The 18567-nt window shown below is 44.6% G+C and carries 16 protein-coding genes; 6 read left to right on the forward strand and 10 right to left on the reverse strand.

Features of this window, described 5'->3' with window-relative positions; translation table 11 throughout:
* Positions 1–67: 67 nt before the first annotated feature.
* From AB4405_RS01455 to leuS, 9 genes are all read right to left on the reverse strand, one after another.
* The gene (locus AB4405_RS01455; protein ID WP_102468832.1) at positions 68–1225 is read right to left on the reverse strand and encodes a serine hydrolase; all 1158 of its coding nucleotides are present in this window, start codon (positions 1223–1225) and stop codon (positions 68–70) included.
* Positions 1226–1346: 121 nt separating this feature from the next.
* Positions 1347–2141: a septal ring lytic transglycosylase RlpA family protein gene (locus AB4405_RS01460; RefSeq protein WP_372059335.1), complete on the reverse strand. Its 795-nt coding sequence runs from the start codon at positions 2139–2141 to the stop codon at positions 1347–1349.
* Positions 2142–3263 carry a rod shape-determining protein RodA gene (gene rodA / locus AB4405_RS01465; RefSeq protein ID WP_102468830.1) on the reverse strand — a complete coding sequence of 374 codons (1122 nt, stop codon included), beginning with the start codon at positions 3261–3263 and terminating at the stop codon, positions 2142–2144.
* Positions 3263–5149 carry a penicillin-binding protein 2 gene (gene mrdA / locus AB4405_RS01470; RefSeq protein ID WP_372059336.1) on the reverse strand — a complete coding sequence of 629 codons (1887 nt, stop codon included), beginning with the start codon at positions 5147–5149 and terminating at the stop codon, positions 3263–3265. The genes rodA and mrdA overlap by 1 nt, the downstream gene beginning before the upstream one ends.
* Before the next feature lie 11 nt (positions 5150–5160).
* Positions 5161–5631 (reverse strand): 23S rRNA (pseudouridine(1915)-N(3))-methyltransferase RlmH, encoded by a 471-nt coding sequence (rlmH, locus tag AB4405_RS01475; RefSeq protein ID WP_102468828.1) that lies wholly within the window; start codon positions 5629–5631, stop codon positions 5161–5163.
* A 4-nt stretch (positions 5632–5635) separates the two neighbouring features.
* Positions 5636–5953, reverse strand: coding sequence for a ribosome silencing factor (gene rsfS / locus AB4405_RS01480; RefSeq protein WP_102468827.1), 318 nt, complete (start codon positions 5951–5953; stop codon positions 5636–5638).
* 77 nt (positions 5954–6030) lie between these two features.
* Positions 6031–7050, reverse strand: a complete 1020-nt coding sequence (gene holA, locus AB4405_RS01485) for a DNA polymerase III subunit delta (RefSeq protein WP_102468826.1) — start codon at positions 7048–7050, stop codon at positions 6031–6033.
* A gap of 20 nt (positions 7051–7070) precedes the next feature.
* Positions 7071–7646: an LPS assembly lipoprotein LptE gene (lptE, locus tag AB4405_RS01490; RefSeq protein WP_372059337.1), complete on the reverse strand. Its 576-nt coding sequence runs from the start codon at positions 7644–7646 to the stop codon at positions 7071–7073.
* 160 nt (positions 7647–7806) lie between these two features.
* Positions 7807–10383 (reverse strand): leucine--tRNA ligase, encoded by a 2577-nt coding sequence (leuS, locus tag AB4405_RS01495; RefSeq protein ID WP_372059339.1) that lies wholly within the window; start codon positions 10381–10383, stop codon positions 7807–7809.
* A gap of 253 nt (positions 10384–10636) precedes the next feature.
* Between leuS and AB4405_RS01500 the strand changes: the two genes are divergently transcribed.
* Positions 10637–11107: a zinc ribbon-containing protein gene (locus tag AB4405_RS01500; protein ID WP_102468823.1), complete on the forward strand. Its 471-nt coding sequence runs from the start codon at positions 10637–10639 to the stop codon at positions 11105–11107.
* 136 nt (positions 11108–11243) lie between these two features.
* Here the strand turns inward: AB4405_RS01500 and cysZ are convergent, their stop codons facing one another.
* Positions 11244–11981 carry a sulfate transporter CysZ gene (gene cysZ, locus AB4405_RS01505; RefSeq protein WP_372059340.1) on the reverse strand — a complete coding sequence of 246 codons (738 nt, stop codon included), beginning with the start codon at positions 11979–11981 and terminating at the stop codon, positions 11244–11246.
* A gap of 184 nt (positions 11982–12165) precedes the next feature.
* On the opposite strand from cysZ, the gene zipA reads away from it, so the two are divergent.
* The 5 genes from zipA (at position 12166) to cueR (ending at position 18252) form a co-directional block, all read left to right on the forward strand.
* Entirely contained in the window at positions 12166–13200 is a 1035-nt protein-coding gene (gene zipA, locus AB4405_RS01510; protein WP_372059341.1) for a cell division protein ZipA, read from the forward strand.
* Positions 13201–13277: 77 nt separating this feature from the next.
* Positions 13278–15281, forward strand: a complete 2004-nt coding sequence (ligA, locus tag AB4405_RS01515; RefSeq protein WP_372059342.1) for an NAD-dependent DNA ligase LigA — start codon at positions 13278–13280, stop codon at positions 15279–15281.
* A gap of 484 nt (positions 15282–15765) precedes the next feature.
* Positions 15766–16935: a porin gene (locus AB4405_RS01520; protein WP_372059343.1), complete on the forward strand. Its 1170-nt coding sequence runs from the start codon at positions 15766–15768 to the stop codon at positions 16933–16935.
* 87 nt (positions 16936–17022) lie between these two features.
* A complete protein-coding gene (locus AB4405_RS01525) occupies positions 17023–17820 on the forward strand; it encodes a DUF2057 family protein (RefSeq protein WP_372059344.1) in 798 nt (265 codons plus the stop codon).
* Between the two features lie 24 nt (positions 17821–17844).
* Entirely contained in the window at positions 17845–18252 is a 408-nt protein-coding gene (gene cueR, locus AB4405_RS01530; RefSeq protein ID WP_372059345.1) for a Cu(I)-responsive transcriptional regulator, read from the forward strand.
* The last annotated feature ends 315 nt before the right edge of the window (positions 18253–18567 follow it).

Here is an 18567-nt window from a genome sequence, read left to right on the forward strand (position 1 = left end):
GATATTTGTTAAAAAGCAACAAAGCCGCAAGAGGCGGCTTTGTTGTTCATCGTCGTTTAGTTAACGCTTAGAAGAAGCTTTTCACTAACAATACGATATAGTCCCATAGACGGCTAAATAAGCTGCCTTCTTGCACATCTTCAAGTGCAAGTAATGGGTACTCGGCTACGTCTTTACCATCGAGTTGGTAGAATAACTTACCAACGACATCACCCTTAGAAATGGGGGCTTCAAGTTGTTTTTCAAGTACGAAGCTTGCTTTTAGGTTCTTTGCTTGTCCGCGAGGTAATGTCACGAACGTATCTTCAGCAACACCGAGAGCGACAGTATCTTTGTCACCCATCCAGACCTTTTCGTCTACGAACGTTTCGTTTGCAGTATGTGGATTAACGGTTTCAAAGAAACGAAAGCCATAGCTTAGTAGCTTTTTACTTTCTGATTTACGAGCATTGGCACTTTTTGTGCCCATCACCACGGCGACAAGGCGCATTTTGCCTTCGGTCGCTGAGCTTACTAGGCTATAACCCGCCTTGCTGGTGTGACCCGTTTTAATACCGTCCACATTCATGCTTTTATCCCACAGCAAACCATTGCGGTTATATTGTGTGATGCCGTTGTAAGTGAACTTTTTCTCTGAATAAACACGATATTCATCAGGAACGTCTTTGATTAAAGCGCGCCCTAATAGTGCCATATCATAAGGTGTGGAGTAGAGGTTTGGGTTGTCCAAGCCGTGAACGTTAGCAAAATGAGTATCTTGCATGCCGATAGAGCTTGCCCACGCATTCATGAGATCAACAAAGGCATCTTCAGAACCAGCAATGTGTTCAGCCATGGCAACACAAGCGTCATTTCCCGATTGGATGATGATGCCTTTGTTTAGCTCTTCAACGGTCACTTTCGTGCCGACTTCGATGAACATCTTTGAAGAATCAGGGAAATTTTTAGCCCATGCATTCTTGCTAATCGTCACTTCATCAGCCGGTGAAATCTTACCGCTTTTAAGCTCTTGGCCAATGACGTAACTGGTCATCATTTTGGTTAAGCTGGCAGGATGAAGCTGTGTGTTCATCTCTTTCTCAGCGAGAACTTTACCGGAGTTAAAGTCCATAAGTACGAAGCCTTTTGCAGCAATTTGCGGCGCATTAGGCATCACGACAGGAGTAGCTACGGCATAATTAGCCGTTAATGTTGCTGCAAGAGCAATAGAAGTAATGAATTTCATAGAAGACTTTTTTTATTCATGTTGAACACAACTTTTAGGTTGCCCGTATAGTAACAGATAGACCGTTGCGCACTAAAGATAATACACACTAAGTAACAACGGTGATTTATGTCAATGGAGTTTACAGTTTTTTTACGAAAGCTGATGGGTAACCAAGCTTTTGTACTTGCTCCAACGCGTCATGAGTGTCTTTATAGTCACTAAAAGGACCAAGCATTAAGCGATAATTATTGTTGACCGGTGATAGGAACGTCTCAACCGATAGGGTTTTGCTTAATTCATCTGACAGCTTTGTGATCCTGTCTTTGTGTGGCGACGCCGCAACCTGTACGGCGTATTTTGGATGCTTATCGAGTTGACGTTGGCTGGTCGGTTTCTCTACTGTAATCACCTCTATTTCGACATTCGAAGTGCCGGTTTTGATCACATCTAACTTTTTTGCCGCGGCATAGCTAAGGTCGATGATACGACCTTCATGAAATGGGCCTCTGTCGTTAACTCGAACGATGATTTCTTTATTGTTATCAATATTGGTGACTTTAACATAGCTTGGAAGTGGCAATGTTTTATGAGCCGCAGACATCGAGTACATATCATAGACCTCACCATTCGAGGTCAGGTGCCCATGAAACTTTTTACCATACCAAGAGGCTTGCCCTTTTTCAGTAAAGCCTTCTGCATCTTTTACGATCGAATATTGCTCGCCACGCAGTTTGTAATCTTTATTGCCGCCTAGACTATAAGGCTCATACCTAGGTTGGGCGCCCTCGACATGTTCAACAGAAATTGGTGTCGATGGGGCAACATCGTCATTGATATCATAGCGGCTGTCCGATGAAGAACAGCCCACCATCACAAGAATACTCAGACCAGCAAACAGCCAGCGAAGTTGAAGAGACGAAAGAAACTGAGTCATTTACGTTGCCTTTGAAAACGCTTTGCGGTGAGTGTGTATAGACATCAAAATGCCGAAACCAGCCATGAGTGTAACCATTGAGGTACCGCCATAGCTAATCAACGGTAAGGGCACACCTACAACAGGTAATATACCGCTTACCATACCAATATTTACGAAAACGTAAACAAAAAAGCTAAGGACGATACTGCCCGCCATCATTCGACCAAAAGCCGTTTGGGCTGAGCTGGCCAAATAAAGGCCACGTCCGATAATAAACAAGTAAAGTGATAATAGCAGCAAGATACCTATCATACCCCATTCCTCTGCGATGACTGCAAAGATAAAGTCAGTATGGCGTTCAGGTAAGAATTCTAACTGTGATTGTGTGCCGTGTAGCCAACCTTTGCCGGCTAAGCCACCCGAACCAATAGCAATTTTACTTTGGATGATGTGATAACCTGCGCCAAGTGGGTCGGACTCTGGGTCAAATAAGGTTCTCACTCGTACCTTCTGATATTCGCGCATTAGGAAAAACCACAATACCGGAATAAAAGCCCCCACAGCAATGGCGGCCCCCGTAATGATTTTCCAGCTAATACCGGCCAGAAAAATAACGAATATGCCCGAGGCAGCAATCAGGATTGAGGTACCAAGGTCGGGTTGTTTCGCAATGAGAATGGTGGGCACCATGACCATGATTAACGACACGATCAAGGTTTGAAAGCTAATCGGCAGCGAGCGTTTGCCTATATATCTTGCCACCATGAGAGGCACCGCAAGTTTCAGAAGCTCTGAGGGCTGAAAGCGGACGAATCCAAGGTTTAGCCACCGCTGAGCACCTTTAGATGACTCACCAAAAAACAAGACGCCGAGTAAGAGAATGACACCGGTAAAAAACATCAGAGGCGCCAGCGTTTCGTAGGTTCGTGGTGAGAGTTGTGCGAGGCCAATCATTACAACTAAAGCCAGTACCATACGCATGGCTTGCCTATCCATCATCGCAAGATTTTGTCCGCTCGCGCTGTACATCACAACCAGACCAAACCCCATTAGCGCTAGGATACCCAGTAGAAGAGGCAGGTCTATGTGAAAGCGTTCAAGCAGGAATCGATTTTGTCCTGTCGATGGGTCGAATTTCATTATTCTTCTTCACTCTCTTCATTTTCACTGAGTGCAAGGTCAAAGACTTGCCTAACCACAGGGGCACCATTGGTGGACCCGCCACCTGCATTCTCTAGCACCACTGTCACGACCGCTTTTGGGTGGTCAAACGGGGCAAACCCAGTAAACAATGCGTGATCTTTTAGGTGCTCGGCGATTTCATCCGCATTGTACTCTTCGTCTTGCCCTAGGCTAAAGACTTGCGCGGTGCCGGATTTACCGCCAGATTGATATGGCATGTTTTTAAACGAGCGACGTGCGGTACCTTTTACGCCATGGTTAACACGTCGCATGCCTTCAAGTGCAAGATCCCAATAACGTTTTTGCACACCGGTAATTGGAGGCCGGCTATCAACCTCGACCAAGGTTTGCTTATCAAAGCTATCGCCGTTGTTGATGGTTGCTCGTAGTAGGTGTGGAGAGAGCACCTCCCCTCTATTAACGAGAACCGAGGTTGCCTTAGCAATTTGCATTGGCGTCGCCGTCCAGTAGCCTTGACCGATGCCTACAGGGATGGTATCGCCTTGGTACCAAGGTGTGCGATGTCTCGCCATTTTCCACTCACGAGTTGGCATATTAGCCTTACTCTCTTCATGAATATCAATGCCAGTGTAGTCACCAAATCCAAACATCATCATCCACGAAGATAACCGGTTAATCCCCATGTCATAAGCAATCTGGTAGAAAAAGGTATCAACAGATTCTTCGATGGCTTTGACAATAGTTACCTTGCCGTGTCCCCAGCGTAACCAATCTCGATAGGGACGGGTTTTTGAGTTTGGAATACGCCAGTAACCTGGGTCATTACGGCTTGTCGTTGGTGTAATGACGCCCTCTTGCAGCGCAGCAACAGCAATAAAGGGTTTTACTGTAGACGCGGGTGGGTAAATACCCAGTGTTGCACGATTGACTAATGGGCGGTTTTTATCGTCAAGCAATGCTCGATAAGCCTTACTTGATATGCCATTTACAAAGGCGTTAGGATCATAGCTAGGGCTTGATACCATGGCCAAGACACCGTTATCGGTTGGATCGAGGACAATGGCAGAGCCGCGACGGCCTGCAAGAAGATCATGAACCTTGAGCTGCAGCTTTATGTCTAGGTTTAAAACGATGTCGTTGCCAGGGGTCGGTGGGACAAATTTAAGCGTGCGAAGTACTCGACCACGGCTATTGACTTCTACCTCTTGGTAGCCAGCCGTACCGTGCAGTAGGTCTTCGTAATAGCGTTCTATTCCCAGTTTGCCGATATCTCTAGTAGCTTGATAATTAGATATTTTTTCTTCGCGGGTAAGGCGCTGGATATCGCGGTCATTGATACGGGAAACGTAGCCGATTACGTGAGTAAGCACCTCCCCGTATGGGTAGTAACGTTTTAGCGTGGCGGCGATTTCGACACCAGGAAATTTATGTTGGTGAACAGAGAAAGTAGCGACTTGTTGTTCGTTGAGTTGCGTCAAAAGTGGAATTGACTTAAATCGTCGAGTACGTTTTCGCTCGCGTTCGAAGGCTTCAATCCTTTCATCAGGAATATCAAGGTACTGACGTAAGTCTAGGATGGTTTGATCCATGTCTTTGACTTTTTCAGGTATGACTTCTAAGTTGAAAACAGGTCGGTTTTCAGCGAGTAGTATGCCGTTTCTATCGTAGACTAACCCTCTGTTCGGGGCGATTGGCACGACCTTGATACGGTTATCGTTTGAACGTGTCTTATAGTCTTGATATTGGTTAATCTGGATGTTGTAAAGGTTAGCGACCAGAACGATCATCATCACTATAATGAAAATGAAGGATACGAAAGCGCGACTTTTAAACAGTCGCGCTTCTGCCTGATGGTCTCTTATCTGGCTACGTTTAAGTCTCATAGGGGGTGAAACTACTCTCGATGGTAGGGATGATTAGTGGTAATAGACCAAGCTCGATACAAGCTTTCAGCCATCACTATTCGTACCAATGGGTGCGGCAGTGTTAAAGCTGATAGCGACCAGCTTTGATCGGCCGCTGCCTTACAAGCTGGAGCGAGTCCTTCAGGGCCACCAATCAAAATCGATACATCTCGTGCATCAAGCTTCCAACTCTCCAATTGCTCGGCAAGTTGAGGCGTATCCCATTTTTTTCCCGGAATATCTAAGGTGACGACTCGATTTCCCTTTGGAACCGCTGCCAACATCGCTTCGCCTTCTTTTTGTAAGATGCGTGCAATATCGGCGTTCTTGCCGCGTTTACCTGCCGGGATCTCAATAAGCTCCAAAGGCATATCGTGTGGGAAGCGGCGGCGATACTCTTGAAAGCCTTCCTCTACCCATTTAGGCATTTTGGTCCCAACGGCAATGAGTTGTAGTTTCAAACGACTAGCCCCAGAGTTTTTCTAATTGATAAAGCTCACGGTGTTGTTCTTGCATGACGTGCAGCATCGTTGAGCCCATGTCAACGACTACCCATTCGCCTTCTTGTTCACCGTCGACACCCAGTGGCTCAACACCGACTTTTTTGACTTCCGATGCAACATGGTCAGCAATCGAGATGACGTGGCGTTTTGATGTACCTGTACACACGATCATAAAGTCAGTGACATTTGATTTGCCCACTACGTCGATGGTGACGATATCTACGGCTTTCATGTCATCGGCTTTGTCAGCGAGAAATAATTTCAATTCTTCGTGTTGCAAGGGGTGTTCCTCTTTTCAGGTAATAAATCGGGTCAATGGCATTTTCCATGACATTGATCTTGGGATTATAACAGGTTTTAAGGCTGTAAAGACATCGGTGTGTCAGTTACGCACAAGTTCATCGACAACTGGTGAATAAGTGGCCAGGGGCTTTGGTCATACTGAGTCTTAGCTTGAATCTCGATCAAGGCTAAGAGCTGTATCGATTGTCTGAGTCGAGTTGCTGATAGGCGTGTTAATGCAGCGTTATACAACGGCTTTTTATTTTGCCATACACGAAATTGATCAAAGACCTGAGCCATTGATGATTGGGTAAGGGCTTGTTGCATCTTTACCAGTTGGAATAATTCTCTTTGAATTGTTCTAAGTAAGATAACGGCCTCAATACCTTCTGATTCTAGTTGAGTTAGGATACGCTGAGCGCGTTTGCCTTTGCCCTCTAACATCGCATCAATCCAGTGAAAAACGGTAAAGTGATTATGACGGCTTAGTGCCTCTTGAACTCGAATTAGAGTGAGTTGCCCATCAGGGTACAATAAGGTGAGTTTCTCAAGGCTTTGAGACAAGGCAAATAAATTGCCCTCATGCCACTGACAAAGTAACTGTACCGCTTCATGATCAGGCATAAGCTTCACGGATTTACAACGCTGCATTACCCATTGAGGTAGACGCTTTATATCGGGCGTTACGCAGCTAACGTGACACCCATTTAACGCCTTAAACCAAGCGGCTGACTCTTGTGCTCTGGTTAACTTACTGCCAGATACAATGAGCACAATATCTTCATGGAGATGAGTCGCAATTTCGGCAAGCTGCTTGGAAATTGCGGCGTTGACGCCTGATTCAGGCAGTTCTATTTCGATAATTTGCTTGGCGGAAAACAGGCTCATCGCTTGGGTGCAATCAAAGACATCATTCCAGTCGATAGACGCATCTACGACAAAACGGTGGTGTTCTTCAAACCCCAGCGATTTTGCTTTGGCAATAATAGCGATACGGCTGTCTTGGATGAAAAGGGGTTCATTACCAAACAGCAGATAGCACCCGTACCATCGCTGAGCGAGTGACTCAGCGAGACGATCGGCGAAAACTTTCACATGAATTCCTTGAGGTGGTGCTATGAACGAGACGCGGTTTCTGGCGTTTCGCTTGTGCTTTCAACTTCTTGTTGGTGTTGCTCAAACTCTTCGATCTCTGTTTTTAAGCGCGCCATTTGGCGCATCATCTGCTGAGCCGCTAGCTCGCGCATTTCATTTTCTAAGAGTTTTCGCTCGGCAGATTTAGCAAGCGCTGACAATGGGTTGTCGAGGTAACTACGCGTCATTGTGGCAACAAAATCTTTAGACCCTACGTCAGGTATGGTAACCCGATAGTTGACTTCATAAGTGATTTCTTTCTCGGCCGCTCGGGTGTTTTGATACAAAGAAAGTGTGCGATCGCTCGTGGCTTCACCCGTAATATGAAGGTTAGGGATATTCATATTGGGTTGGACAAGTTCGATTTGGCTTAGGCGCAGTTGTTCCTTGATTTGACGAGTGATGAGACTGTATTGATCAAAACTAGTAACGGAGATTTTTTTGATGTCATCTGGCACTGAGTACTCACCACGCAGGTGGAAACCACAAGCGCTCAGTAATGACGTGAGTAAAAGTACGGAACAGAGTTTGAATAGATTGTGTTTTAACAGGCGCATAATACCGCTTACTCGTTAGACAATGGTTTATGTAAACGTCCTATCAAGAGGCTTACATAAAACAGTGAGTGTGATGTTGATGAATTTTAATCTCAATAAGATAACGTACGAAACAATAAAAGTCGCAGGTTAGGTGCCTGCGACTTTCGTCATATATTGTCTAGTTTGCTACGATATTCAGTAGTTTGCCAGGAACATAAATCACTTTACGTATGGTAAGTCCATCAAGGAACTTAATGGCATTTTCATCTTTTAGACCAAGCTCTTTTACTTGTTCTTCAGTGGCGTCTGCCGCGACAAGCAGCTTCGCGCGTAGTTTGCCGTTGATCATAACCACAATGGTTTTTTCATCTTCAACCAATGCGTTTTCATCAAACTCTGGCCATGTTGATGAGTCAACATTTGCTTCTCCTAATGTCATCCACATTTCGTAAGAGATGTGTGGTGTCATTGGATATAGCATACGAACGACAGCTTTTAGTGCTTCATCGAGGATGGCACGATCTTGAGTTGATGCTTGAGGCGCTTTAGCTAGCTTGTTCATCAGCTCCATAATGGCTGCGATGGCGGTATTGAACGTTTGACGACGGCCAATATCATCGCTTACTTTAGCAATGGTTTTGTGAACATCACGACGCAATGCTTTTTGGTCTGATGACAATGTACCCGTATCGACGGATTCTGCCGCACCTTTTGATGCGTGATCGTTAACCAGTTTCCATACACGTTTTAAGAAGCGATTGGCCCCTTCAACGCCAGATTCTTGCCACTCAAGTGTCATGTCCGCTGGTGAAGCAAACATCATGAATAGACGAACGGTATCAGCACCATATTTATCGACCATCTCTTGAGGATCGATACCGTTGTTTTTCGACTTAGACATTTTGATCATGCCTGAGTGCTCAACGTTGCGGCCTTGACTGTCTACCGCTGTTTCTATACGGCCTTTTGCGTCACGTTCAATCGTCACATCCGCTGGAGCGATCCACTCTTTCGTACCTTTTTCGTTGGTATGGAAGAACGCGTCAGCAAGTACCATGCCTTGGCAAAGCAACTGCTTATATGGCTCATCTGAGGTAACGTAGCCAGCATCGCGAAGTAATTTGTGGAAGAAGCGAGAGTACAGCAAGTGCATACATGCGTGTTCAATACCACCAATGTACTGATCAACGGGTAGCCAGTAGTTTGCTTTCTCTGGATCTAGAATGTCATCAGCTTGTGGTGAACAGTAGCGAGCATAGTACCAAGACGACTCCATGAACGTATCAAAGGTGTCGGTTTCACGTAGAGCAGGTTCGCCGTTGAATGTCGTCTCAGCCCAAGACTTATCAGCCTTAATTGGACTTGTTACGCCATCCATGACTACGTCTTCTGGAAGAATGACCGGCAGTTGGTCTGCTGGTACTGGGTGAACTTCACCGTCTTCAGTCGTTACCATTGGGATTGGAGCACCCCAGTAACGCTGACGAGAGACACCCCAGTCACGTAGGCGGAAGTTTACCGTCTTCTTACCTTTACCTTCAGCTTCAAGCTTTGCAGCGATAGCATTGAAGGCTTCTTGGAACGCAAGGCCATCAAATTCACCTGAATCGAACAATACCCCTTTTTCAGTGTAAGCCGCTTCAGATACATCGAGCTCAGAGCCGTCTTCAGGCTTGACTACAGGAATAATGTCGATGCCGTACTTTGTCGCGAACTCGTAGTCACGTTGATCGTGAGCAGGAACCGCCATTACCGCACCTGTGCCGTAATCCATCAGTACGAAGTTTGCTACGTAAACAGGAACAACACGACCGTTAAGAGGGTGGACAGCGGTTAGGCCAGTGTCCATGCCTTTCTTTTCCATCGTTGCTAATTCTGCTTCAGCCACTTTAGTGTTGCGACACTCTTCAACGAATGCAGCAAGCTCAGGGTTGTTCTTAGACGCTTTCTCTGCAAGTGGGTGACCAGCGGCAATCGCGACGTAAGAAACGCCCATTAGCGTGTCTGGACGAGTTGTGTACACTTCTAGAGGTGCTTCTTCACCGTTAACAGTGAAAGATAGCTCGACACCTTCAGAGCGACCGATCCAGTTGCGCTGCATGGTTTTAACCATTTCAGGCCAACCGTCAAGGTTGTCTAGGTCGTCGAGTAGCTCTTGAGCATACTCAGTGATCTTAATGAACCATTGTGGGATTTTCTTTTGTTCTACAGGGGTGTCACAACGCCAGCAGCAGCCATCTTCGACTTGCTCATTTGCAAGAACGGTTTGGTCGTTTGGACACCAGTTCACAGAAGATGTCTTCTTGTAAACTAGACCCTTTTCATAAAGCTTAGTGAAGAACTCTTGTTCCCAGCGGTAGTATTCAGGTGTGCACGTTGCGAATTCACGAGTCCAGTCGTAACCAAAGCCTAAAAGTTTAAGCTGGTTTTTCATGTACTCAATGTTTTCGTAAGTCCATGGTGCAGGCGCTGTGTTGTTTTTAACAGCCGCATTTTCCGCAGGTAGGCCAAATGCATCCCAACCGATTGGTTGCATTACATTTTTACCTTGCAGGCGTTGGAAGCGAGAAACCACATCACCGATGGTATAGTTACGAACGTGACCCATGTGCAGTCGACCACTTGGGTACGGGAACATAGATAAGCAGTAGAATTTTTCTTTATTTGGGTCTTCACTTACAACAAAGGTCTTATTGTTGTCCCAGTGTGCCTGAACTTTACGTTCAATCTCTTGCGGGTTGTATTGTTCTTGCATCGATGATTTCCGGTTATCTTGGAATTTGTGAGTTCTGTTAAAACAGAAACTACTAGATCATCATAGAATACCTAAAGCAGGCGCGGTCAACAATAGTCAATATGCCCTTCATATACGAAGTCGCAGCCTTGTTGACGGCGTTCATGAACTGGAACGCCAGTCTGGAACGATTCTATAGCGCATAGTTTGCGCTGGTTTGTTCCGTATACTGCCTAGCTGCACTCCAATTTATTCCGTTACATTAGGGGGATCTATGCCGAAGCGTAAAACCAGTTATGAAGAGATGATCGAAGATGTGGTTGATAATCTTAAGCACAGCCCAGAAGAGGTACAGCATGTACTTGAAAAATCGGGGTCAGTGATTGAAGCTGCGAATGATATGACGAAGGATGAAATGGCGCTCATTTCTGCCTATATCAATTCTGATTTGAAAGAGTTTGCTGACAACTACGAAGAAAGCAAAAGTGGGCCCTTTTATTTGATGGTGGCCAATTCGGTTTGGCAAGGCTTGTTGGATATTACGGATAAAACTCGAGTTGAATGGGTTGAGTTGTTTCAAGATTTAGAACACCAAGGTGTTTACAATACAGGGGAGATGATTGGCTTGGGGGTGTTGGTCTGTGAAGAATGTGGTCATCGCAGTGAATACAACCACCCAACAGTGATTATTAACTGTGTTCAATGTGGTAACGATAGCTTTAGCCGGCGTGCACTTAAGCCTTGATGGTTCGAGAGTAAAGACAAAGACTTCCATCAAACGTTAAGTTCGAAGCAGAGGTTAGGTAAAGAGGCTGAATCCTCTTTACCTAACAGACCCTAGCTATATTCGAAGATACGATAGCGAGACTAAATCGCTGTGGTTATTTGTGCTGGTCTTTAAATTCCTGTACCCACATGGCTGTGGCACCGCACACCGCAACCGGCATGACAAAAAGATTCAAAATTGGAATCGATGTAAATAACGCAACCATGGCACCAAAGGTGTAGCTCTTACCTTGTTTCTGTTTTAGTGATAACCGCATGTCATTAAATGGGACTTTATGGTTATCAAACGGGTAATCACAGTATTGGATTGCCAGCATCCACGCGGTAAAAATAAACCAAAGAAATGGCGCGACGGTCTGTCCAAGTGCTGGAATAAGCAGCAAAAGGAAAAGCCCAATGGCTTTGGGCAAGACGTAGCGCAGTTTGCGCCATTCTCTGGCCATGATACGTGGCACATCTTTCACCATACTCATGATGCCATCATCGGATATTTTCTGTTGCGTTAGTGATTCTTCCACTTTTTCCGCTAGGAGCCCATTGAACGGCGCAGCAATGAAATTTGCGAGGGTGCTAAAAAAGTACGAGAACGTTGCTAAGATAGTGAGCGTGAGCAAAGGCCATAGTATATAGCTCAACCACGATAAGAATTCGGGAAGGGCGCCGATCCAATCCTCAATCCACACATTCAGATTGGCAAACAGATAATACATTGCCGATCCCACCAATAAAATATTCGCGAGTAAAGGCATAATGACGTAGCGACGAATGCCTGGCGTAAAAGCAAGCTGGAAACCTTGGTAGAAATAACCAAATCCGGTAGTAGCCTTGTTCAAATTCAGCTCCTTTTGTAGTCATTTTGAGGGGCAGAAAGGCGACTATAACAAAAAAGGTCTAAGGAAATCACAAACTTCTTATACTAAGGTGTTCTAATAATAGGTAGAGTTTTGGTAAAGTAAGATGGTTGGGAGTGTTTTGGCACTTCGATAAGGACTATTTTTATAACATTGAGAGCAAACAATGCAGGAATTGCGATTCGTACTCATTATTGTCGGTGCCTTAGCCATAGCGGCGCTGTTGTTTCATGGCTTATGGTCAAGCAAAAAGGAAGGTCAGAAGAAGTTTGGTGATCGACCTCTGGGTAATATTGATGAAAAATCTGATGACGATGATCAGTATGTCGCACCAGAAGATGATTTTGAGATTGTACGTAAGGTAAGAACGGAACCTGATTTCGGTCTAAGCCAACAAACGCCTGCGTTTGATCCTCTTGATGATGTCAGTGATCACCATGAGCGTGATTATGAGGCGACGAGGCATGACACAGCGCCCGGATTTGTCGAGCCTCGCGTTGAATCAGACGATATTCCTTCGTTTAGTGCGAAAGAGTCGGTGGAAGAAATCACGCCTCTAGAGCCAACGGTTACCTTTAGCTCTACTGATATTGATCAAAGCGATTTCGATAAGCCCGCCTATGCGCGCGTTGAAAATGCGTCGGTGGTTGAAGAGAACACGTCGCTGGCTGAAAGTAGTGTGGCGCTAGATGATAAGCCTCACTCGGCTGATCAGGTCGTGGCATCACCAACGAGCAAGCCGGTTGAACCCGTGGTTGAGGAACCAGAAGAGCCTGCCATGCAGGTCATCGTTATGAACGTACATTGTGCAGGCAGTGAACCATTCGTAGGCACGAAATTGTTTGATAGCATGCGTCAAAACGGGCTTATTTATGGCGATATGGACATATTCCACCGTCATGCTGATTTATCGGGGACCGGTAAGGTATTATTTAGTGTCGCGAATATGATGCAACCCGGTACGCTGCATCATGATGATCCTGATACTTTTACTACTAAAGGTATTTCTTTCTTCATGACTCTTCCTTGCTTTGGTGAAGCGGAACAAAATTTCAAGCTTATGTTGAGAACCGCCCAGCAAATAGCGGACGATGTGAGTGGCAACGTGTTAGATGATCAGCGCAATTTACTGACACCATCACGTATTGATGCCTACAAAAAACAGATTCAAGATTTTAGCCGCGCTAAATCCGGTGCGTAGCACCACCATTATTTATTAGTAATAAAAGGCTCCTACTAATAGGAGCCTTTTTTATCAGTACAATCAGGATAGAAAACATGTCTCAGCAACGTTTAAATGAACTAAAAGAGCAACTGCACCATCACGCAGTAAAGTATTATGTGGAGGATATGCCCGCCATTCCCGATGCGGAATACGATCGCTTGATGCAGGAGTTGCTGACCATTGAAGCTGAGCACCCAGAGTGGGTATCAGTGGACTCTCCAAGCCAACGCGTTGGCGGCATGCCATTAGACGGATTTACCCAAGTGAAGCATGAGATTCCAATGTTGTCTTTGGATAATGCCTTCTCTGATGAAGACCTAGAGAATTTTAATAAACGCCTTGCCGACCGTGTTAATCGTATTGATGTTGGGGCCTATTGTTGCGAAGTGAAACTGGATGGGCTGGCAGTGAGCTTAATGTATGAAAACGGAATACTGACGCAAGCTGCGACACGTGGTGATGGCGCGACGGGTGAAAATATTACAGAAAATGTCCGTACAATCAGCGCAATTCCACTGAAACTGCAAGGAAATGACGTGCCTGCCCGCTTAGAGGTGCGTGGTGAAGTGTTTATGCCTAAGGCCGGCTTTGACAAAATGAATGCATTAGCGGCAAAGAAAGGCGATAAGGTGTTTGTTAACCCGCGTAATGCGGCAGCAGGGAGCTTACGTCAACTTGATTCTCGCATTACGGCTACTCGTCCTCTCAGCTTTTATGCATACAGCCTTGGTGTTGTAGAAGGTGCTGAGCTACCACCAAGTCATTTCGATAGGCTCACTAAGCTTAAGTCTTGGGGTTTTCCTATGGGGCCGGAAACGCTACGCGTGAAAGATATCGAAGAGGTGAAGGCCTATCATAAAGCGATTTCAGATAAACGTGATGCGTTAGCGTATGAGATTGATGGCGTGGTCATTAAGGTCGACGATATCTCATTACAAGAGCAGTTAGGCTTTGTTGCGAGGGCGCCTCGTTGGGCGATTGCTTATAAGTTCCCTGCGCAAGAAGAGATCACAACACTTAATAGTGTTGAGTTTCAAGTTGGGCGCACTGGTGCGATTACACCTGTTGCCAAACTCGAACCAATCTTTGTTGGCGGTGTCACCGTTAGCAATGCCACCTTGCATAATGCGGATGAGATTGAACGCCTTGGTGTGAAAGTAGGTGATAGCGTTATTGTGAGACGAGCAGGGGACGTCATCCCACAGATTGTTGCTTTTGTACCAGAGCGACGTCCTGAGAGCGCCTCTGCTATCACTTTCCCATCAGTATGCCCAGTATGCGCGTCTGGGATCGAACGGATAGAGGGGGAAGCGGTAGCTCGTTGTACTGGAGGATTAGTATGCCAAGCGCAACGAAAAGAGGCCTTAAAACACTTTGTGTCACGCAAGGCCTTGGATGTTGATGGACTCGGTGACAAAGTTATTGAACAGCTTGTTGACAAAGAAATGGTGGAAACACCGGCGGATTTATTCAAGTTGTCAGCAGGCGTACTCACCGTACTCGAGCGGATGGGACCTAAGTCAGCTCAAAATGTAGTGAATGCACTCAAGGTATCCAAAGAAACCACGCTGGCTCGTTTTTTGTACTCTCTCGGTATCCGAGAGGTTGGGGAAGCAACCGCGGCAAATCTCGCGGCGCATTTTAAGACACTGGATGCCATTATTGATGCCAGTCATGAGGCGTTGATCGACGTTCAAGATGTCGGTGAGATTGTCGCGAAGCATATTCGCTTCTTCTTTGCAGCTGAATCAAATCGTCATGTTATCGCTTCGCTTATTGAGGCAGGTGTTCATTGGGCTGATGTTGAACTCCCGAGTGAAGATACACCACAGCCGCTCCTAGGGAAGGTCGTAGTGCTGACGGGATCACTATCGCAATTAAACCGTGGTGATGCAAAAGCCGCATTGCAAGCATTGGGTGCTAAGGTCACTGGTAGTGTTTCAAAAAAAACCGATATATTGTTTGCTGGTGATAATGCCGGTTCAAAATTAGCGAAAGCTCAAGAGCTCGGTGTTGAAATTAAAACAGAACAAGATTTGATAGATTTAATACCATAGACATTTATTCTGAATTTAAAAAGGACCTCTCTTGAGGTCCTTTTTTTTGCGAGTGACTTCAAGGTTATTTTTCGTTGTTATTTATATTAATAATGTTGTGATCAAGGTTTAATTTATTTGTTGATGGCCATGAAATAAAAAACCAGTGCGAGGCATGTCACCTTCTTCTGTTTTTTATTTTAACTAAGTTGTTGATAATTAAGAATTTAAAGTTTTTTTGTTTTTTTGATGTAAAAAATAAGACCTTCATCAATAAGTGAGGTAAAAGTTTGCGGTGCCTCCTATTTTTTATAGGGAAAGTAAACAGTTAATTGATATTTTTTGTCGCAAAGTTAGTCTTGTGGATATGGATACACACGGTGTAGACAGGAAATTAATCAGCGTAAACTGATTACTAAAATTAAAAGGAAATATTTCCCTTCGGCGGCCAACTTAAGGCGAAATATTAAAAAAACAGCTATATCCATTTTTAGGAGTTTATTCCATGGAAAAAATGTTTAAACGCACTCTCATCGGTGCAGCAGTGGCGTCAATCGTTTCATTTGGTTCTTTCGCTGATGAAGGGGATGGTGGTCAAGTTGGTATTAACTCACCCTTTGACGTTGAAGTCTACGGCGTAGCGGCTATTTCTACCGTCAACTATAACGTAACGGATAAAGAGAGCGATAGCGCAGGTTTTGTCGTTGAGAATGAATCACGTATTGGCTTCCGAGCGTCTGGTGATATGACCGACAGTATTCGTGTGACAATGCAAATAGAATCAGGCTACGTTGATAATACGGACTGGGCTCACGGCGGAACGGCTGGTGGTGTCTTGGGCTTCCGTGATACGTTTATTGGATTATCAGGTGATTGGGGTAACGTTAGAGTCGGTCGTGTGCTGACGCCATTGTATGAAATTGTAGATTGGCCTTTCTCTAATCCAGGTCTTGGCTCTGTCTTTGATTGGGGTGGTATTAACGCACACTATGATCGCCAATCAAACCAAGTTCGATATGACTCTCCAAAATTTGGTGGATTTACATTTGCAGCCTCTGTTGGCCGTGACGATGACGACAATGGTGGTGGTGCTGGTTCAGCTACACGAGATACATACTTCGGAAGTGCAAACGCTAAATATGCTTTTGAGAAGTTAACGTTAATGGGTGCAGTTGAGTCTGGTAAGCGTTCAGGAACTACGACGGAAGCTAAATGGGACATTGCTACTGGCAGCGGTACCGATGATAACGGTAATGCATATGTAGCGGGTGACAATTATTATACGGCGGCCTCAACCACTGATGATACTGATACACTAGCGTATTTAGTGGGTTTTGATTTAGCGTTACCAGCTGGATTTGGCTTGGCGGCAGCTTATAAGCATGAGCAACTGGATCAGAGTAATGTGACACATGATCAAGGATCATACTCTGTCATTGGTCAGTACTGGAATGGACCTATCGGCTTTAAACTCGGCTATGCGGCTAATTTAGATTCTGAAAAAGGTGGCGTGTCACAAGATGATGCTGAAAATACTATATCAGGTCAATTGATGGCGGTTGTTAATGGGTTTGTTCCATATATTCGTGTAGCGCAACGTACCACGAATGTAAAAGACAGCTCTGATAATCGTTCAGATATCGTGACGCGCGTAGGCTTAGAATACGGCTTCTAACGTTATGCTGTATCGCAATTAAACTTATGTAAGTACAAGGTGAGCGTTAACGGTTAATGTTAACGCTTTTTTCCAAAGGAGAGGAATATGTTTAGAAAAACTGCTGTTGTGTTGTCGTTGTTTATGTTGGGAGCATGTTCTTCTCTTGATTCAAAAAGCGATTTTTCCCAATCTGTTGAATCAGTGAGCTCAAAGGAAGGTAAAGTTGTTGTTATTGGAAAAAACTACAATCCGATAACTGACTCGATAAATGGGGGAGACATTGTTAAATCACAGGTTGTCCTCGCCTTATCAAAAAAACAAAACGCTCATGAGCACGACATGACTGGCTACGTTAATATGGAGGTGACGTATTTTAAATCGTATACAGAGTTTACCGATGCTTCATATGACGGTAAGACAGTTGGACTTAAAGCAACAAAACCGTCAACTAGTATTTGCACTGAGCAGTGCACAGCAACGCAGTATTTTAGCTTTCCAGTTGATGCAGCTACGTGGAAAGCGGTTGGTGAGAAAGACTTCGTTTTTAATCTTGTGACAAATAGCAGCTACCAAGTTTCATTTCGATTAGCGGCTGGTTATATCGAAGCATTGAAAACAGAATTAGACTCGCCAGTTCATGCGGCAGCAGTGGCTACTGCAACAAGTGCTGCAGTTATTGCGTCATCAGGCAATAATCAATCTGTCGATATGATTCAGTATTGGTATGATAAAGCATCTTCAAATGAAAAAGATGAGTTTGTGACATGGGCGGTTGAGAATCGTAAGTCAATCGTTACTGAGCTACCTTTGGATTCACAATCAACGGATATGATGCAATACTGGTATAAGGAAGCGACAATATCAGAAAGGCAATCTATATTGGCGTGGCTACTTAGTCAGTAATTTTAGCGAGAGTAAGGCTTGTTTATGAAGATAAGTGAAGTATCAAAAATAACAGGCCTTTCTCAAAAATCAATTAGACTCTACGAAAGTAAGGGTATTGTTTCGTCACCATCTCGAGAGCTAAATGGATACCGCATTTATACCCAATCGCAAATAAACGATCTTAATTTTGTCAATAACGCACGAAAATCAGGATTTTCATTAGAAGAGTGTAAAACGTTACTATGCATAGAAAAAAACCCTCAAAGATTAAGTGCTGACGTTAAAACAATCGTTGAAGAAAAACTTATCGAACTTAAAAAACAGTTGGACCTTCTTCAAAATATGTGTAACAAGCTGGAGGAGTGGTCGCAATTGTGTCCCGGTAATGAAGAGAGTGAATGCCCTATAATCAATGGCCTCAAAGATACAAAAAATGAGGCCAACAAATAATTAGTATCGAGCTTGTCCATCATCCAGTTTACAATATAGCTGATAAGTTACGGTTTGAGTCCCATCGGGAAGTGTGCACTGAACGACGCTTCCAATTACATTTCCCCCTCCATTACTCGCGCTCGCGATATTAGGCAGTGAGAATATTGCCAAAGAGAACAAGATAAGACTTATTTTTTTCAATTTCATATTGTGTACTCGCTCTATAATTATTAATAAATGTGACCGGAGTCGCATTTATTGTGAGGGGTACATTATGGAAAATCAAAGTAAAATAGTTAAATTTTAAATTTTTTTATTTAAAATAAGTTAGTG

The organism is Vibrio sp. 10N.261.51.F12, from assembly GCF_041471725.1.
In the GTDB taxonomy this organism is placed as follows: domain Bacteria; phylum Pseudomonadota; class Gammaproteobacteria; order Enterobacterales; family Vibrionaceae; genus Vibrio.

Excerpts from the sequence above, each read along its gene's own strand:
- lptE (WP_372059337.1), bottom strand. The coding sequence starts at position 7,646 with ATGCGCCTGTTAAAACACAATCTATTCAAACTCTGTTCCGTACTTTTA.
- rodA (WP_102468830.1), bottom strand. The coding sequence starts at position 3,263 with ATGAAATTCGACCCATCGACAGGACAAAATCGATTCCTGCTTGAACGC.
- AB4405_RS01520 (WP_372059343.1), top strand. The coding sequence starts at position 15,766 with ATGGAAAAAATGTTTAAACGCACTCTCATCGGTGCAGCAGTGGCGTCA.
- AB4405_RS01460 (WP_372059335.1), bottom strand. The coding sequence starts at position 2,141 with ATGACTCAGTTTCTTTCGTCTCTTCAACTTCGCTGGCTGTTTGCTGGT.
- ligA (WP_372059342.1), top strand. The coding sequence starts at position 13,278 with ATGTCTCAGCAACGTTTAAATGAACTAAAAGAGCAACTGCACCATCAC.
- AB4405_RS01500 (WP_102468823.1), top strand. The coding sequence starts at position 10,637 with ATGCCGAAGCGTAAAACCAGTTATGAAGAGATGATCGAAGATGTGGTT.
- cueR (WP_372059345.1), top strand. The coding sequence starts at position 17,845 with ATGAAGATAAGTGAAGTATCAAAAATAACAGGCCTTTCTCAAAAATCA.
- AB4405_RS01455 (WP_102468832.1), bottom strand. The coding sequence starts at position 1,225 with ATGAAATTCATTACTTCTATTGCTCTTGCAGCAACATTAACGGCTAAT.
- AB4405_RS01525 (WP_372059344.1), top strand. The coding sequence starts at position 17,023 with ATGTTTAGAAAAACTGCTGTTGTGTTGTCGTTGTTTATGTTGGGAGCA.
- mrdA (WP_372059336.1), bottom strand. The coding sequence starts at position 5,149 with ATGAGACTTAAACGTAGCCAGATAAGAGACCATCAGGCAGAAGCGCGA.
- zipA (WP_372059341.1), top strand. The coding sequence starts at position 12,166 with ATGCAGGAATTGCGATTCGTACTCATTATTGTCGGTGCCTTAGCCATA.
- leuS (WP_372059339.1), bottom strand. The coding sequence starts at position 10,383 with ATGCAAGAACAATACAACCCGCAAGAGATTGAACGTAAAGTTCAGGCA.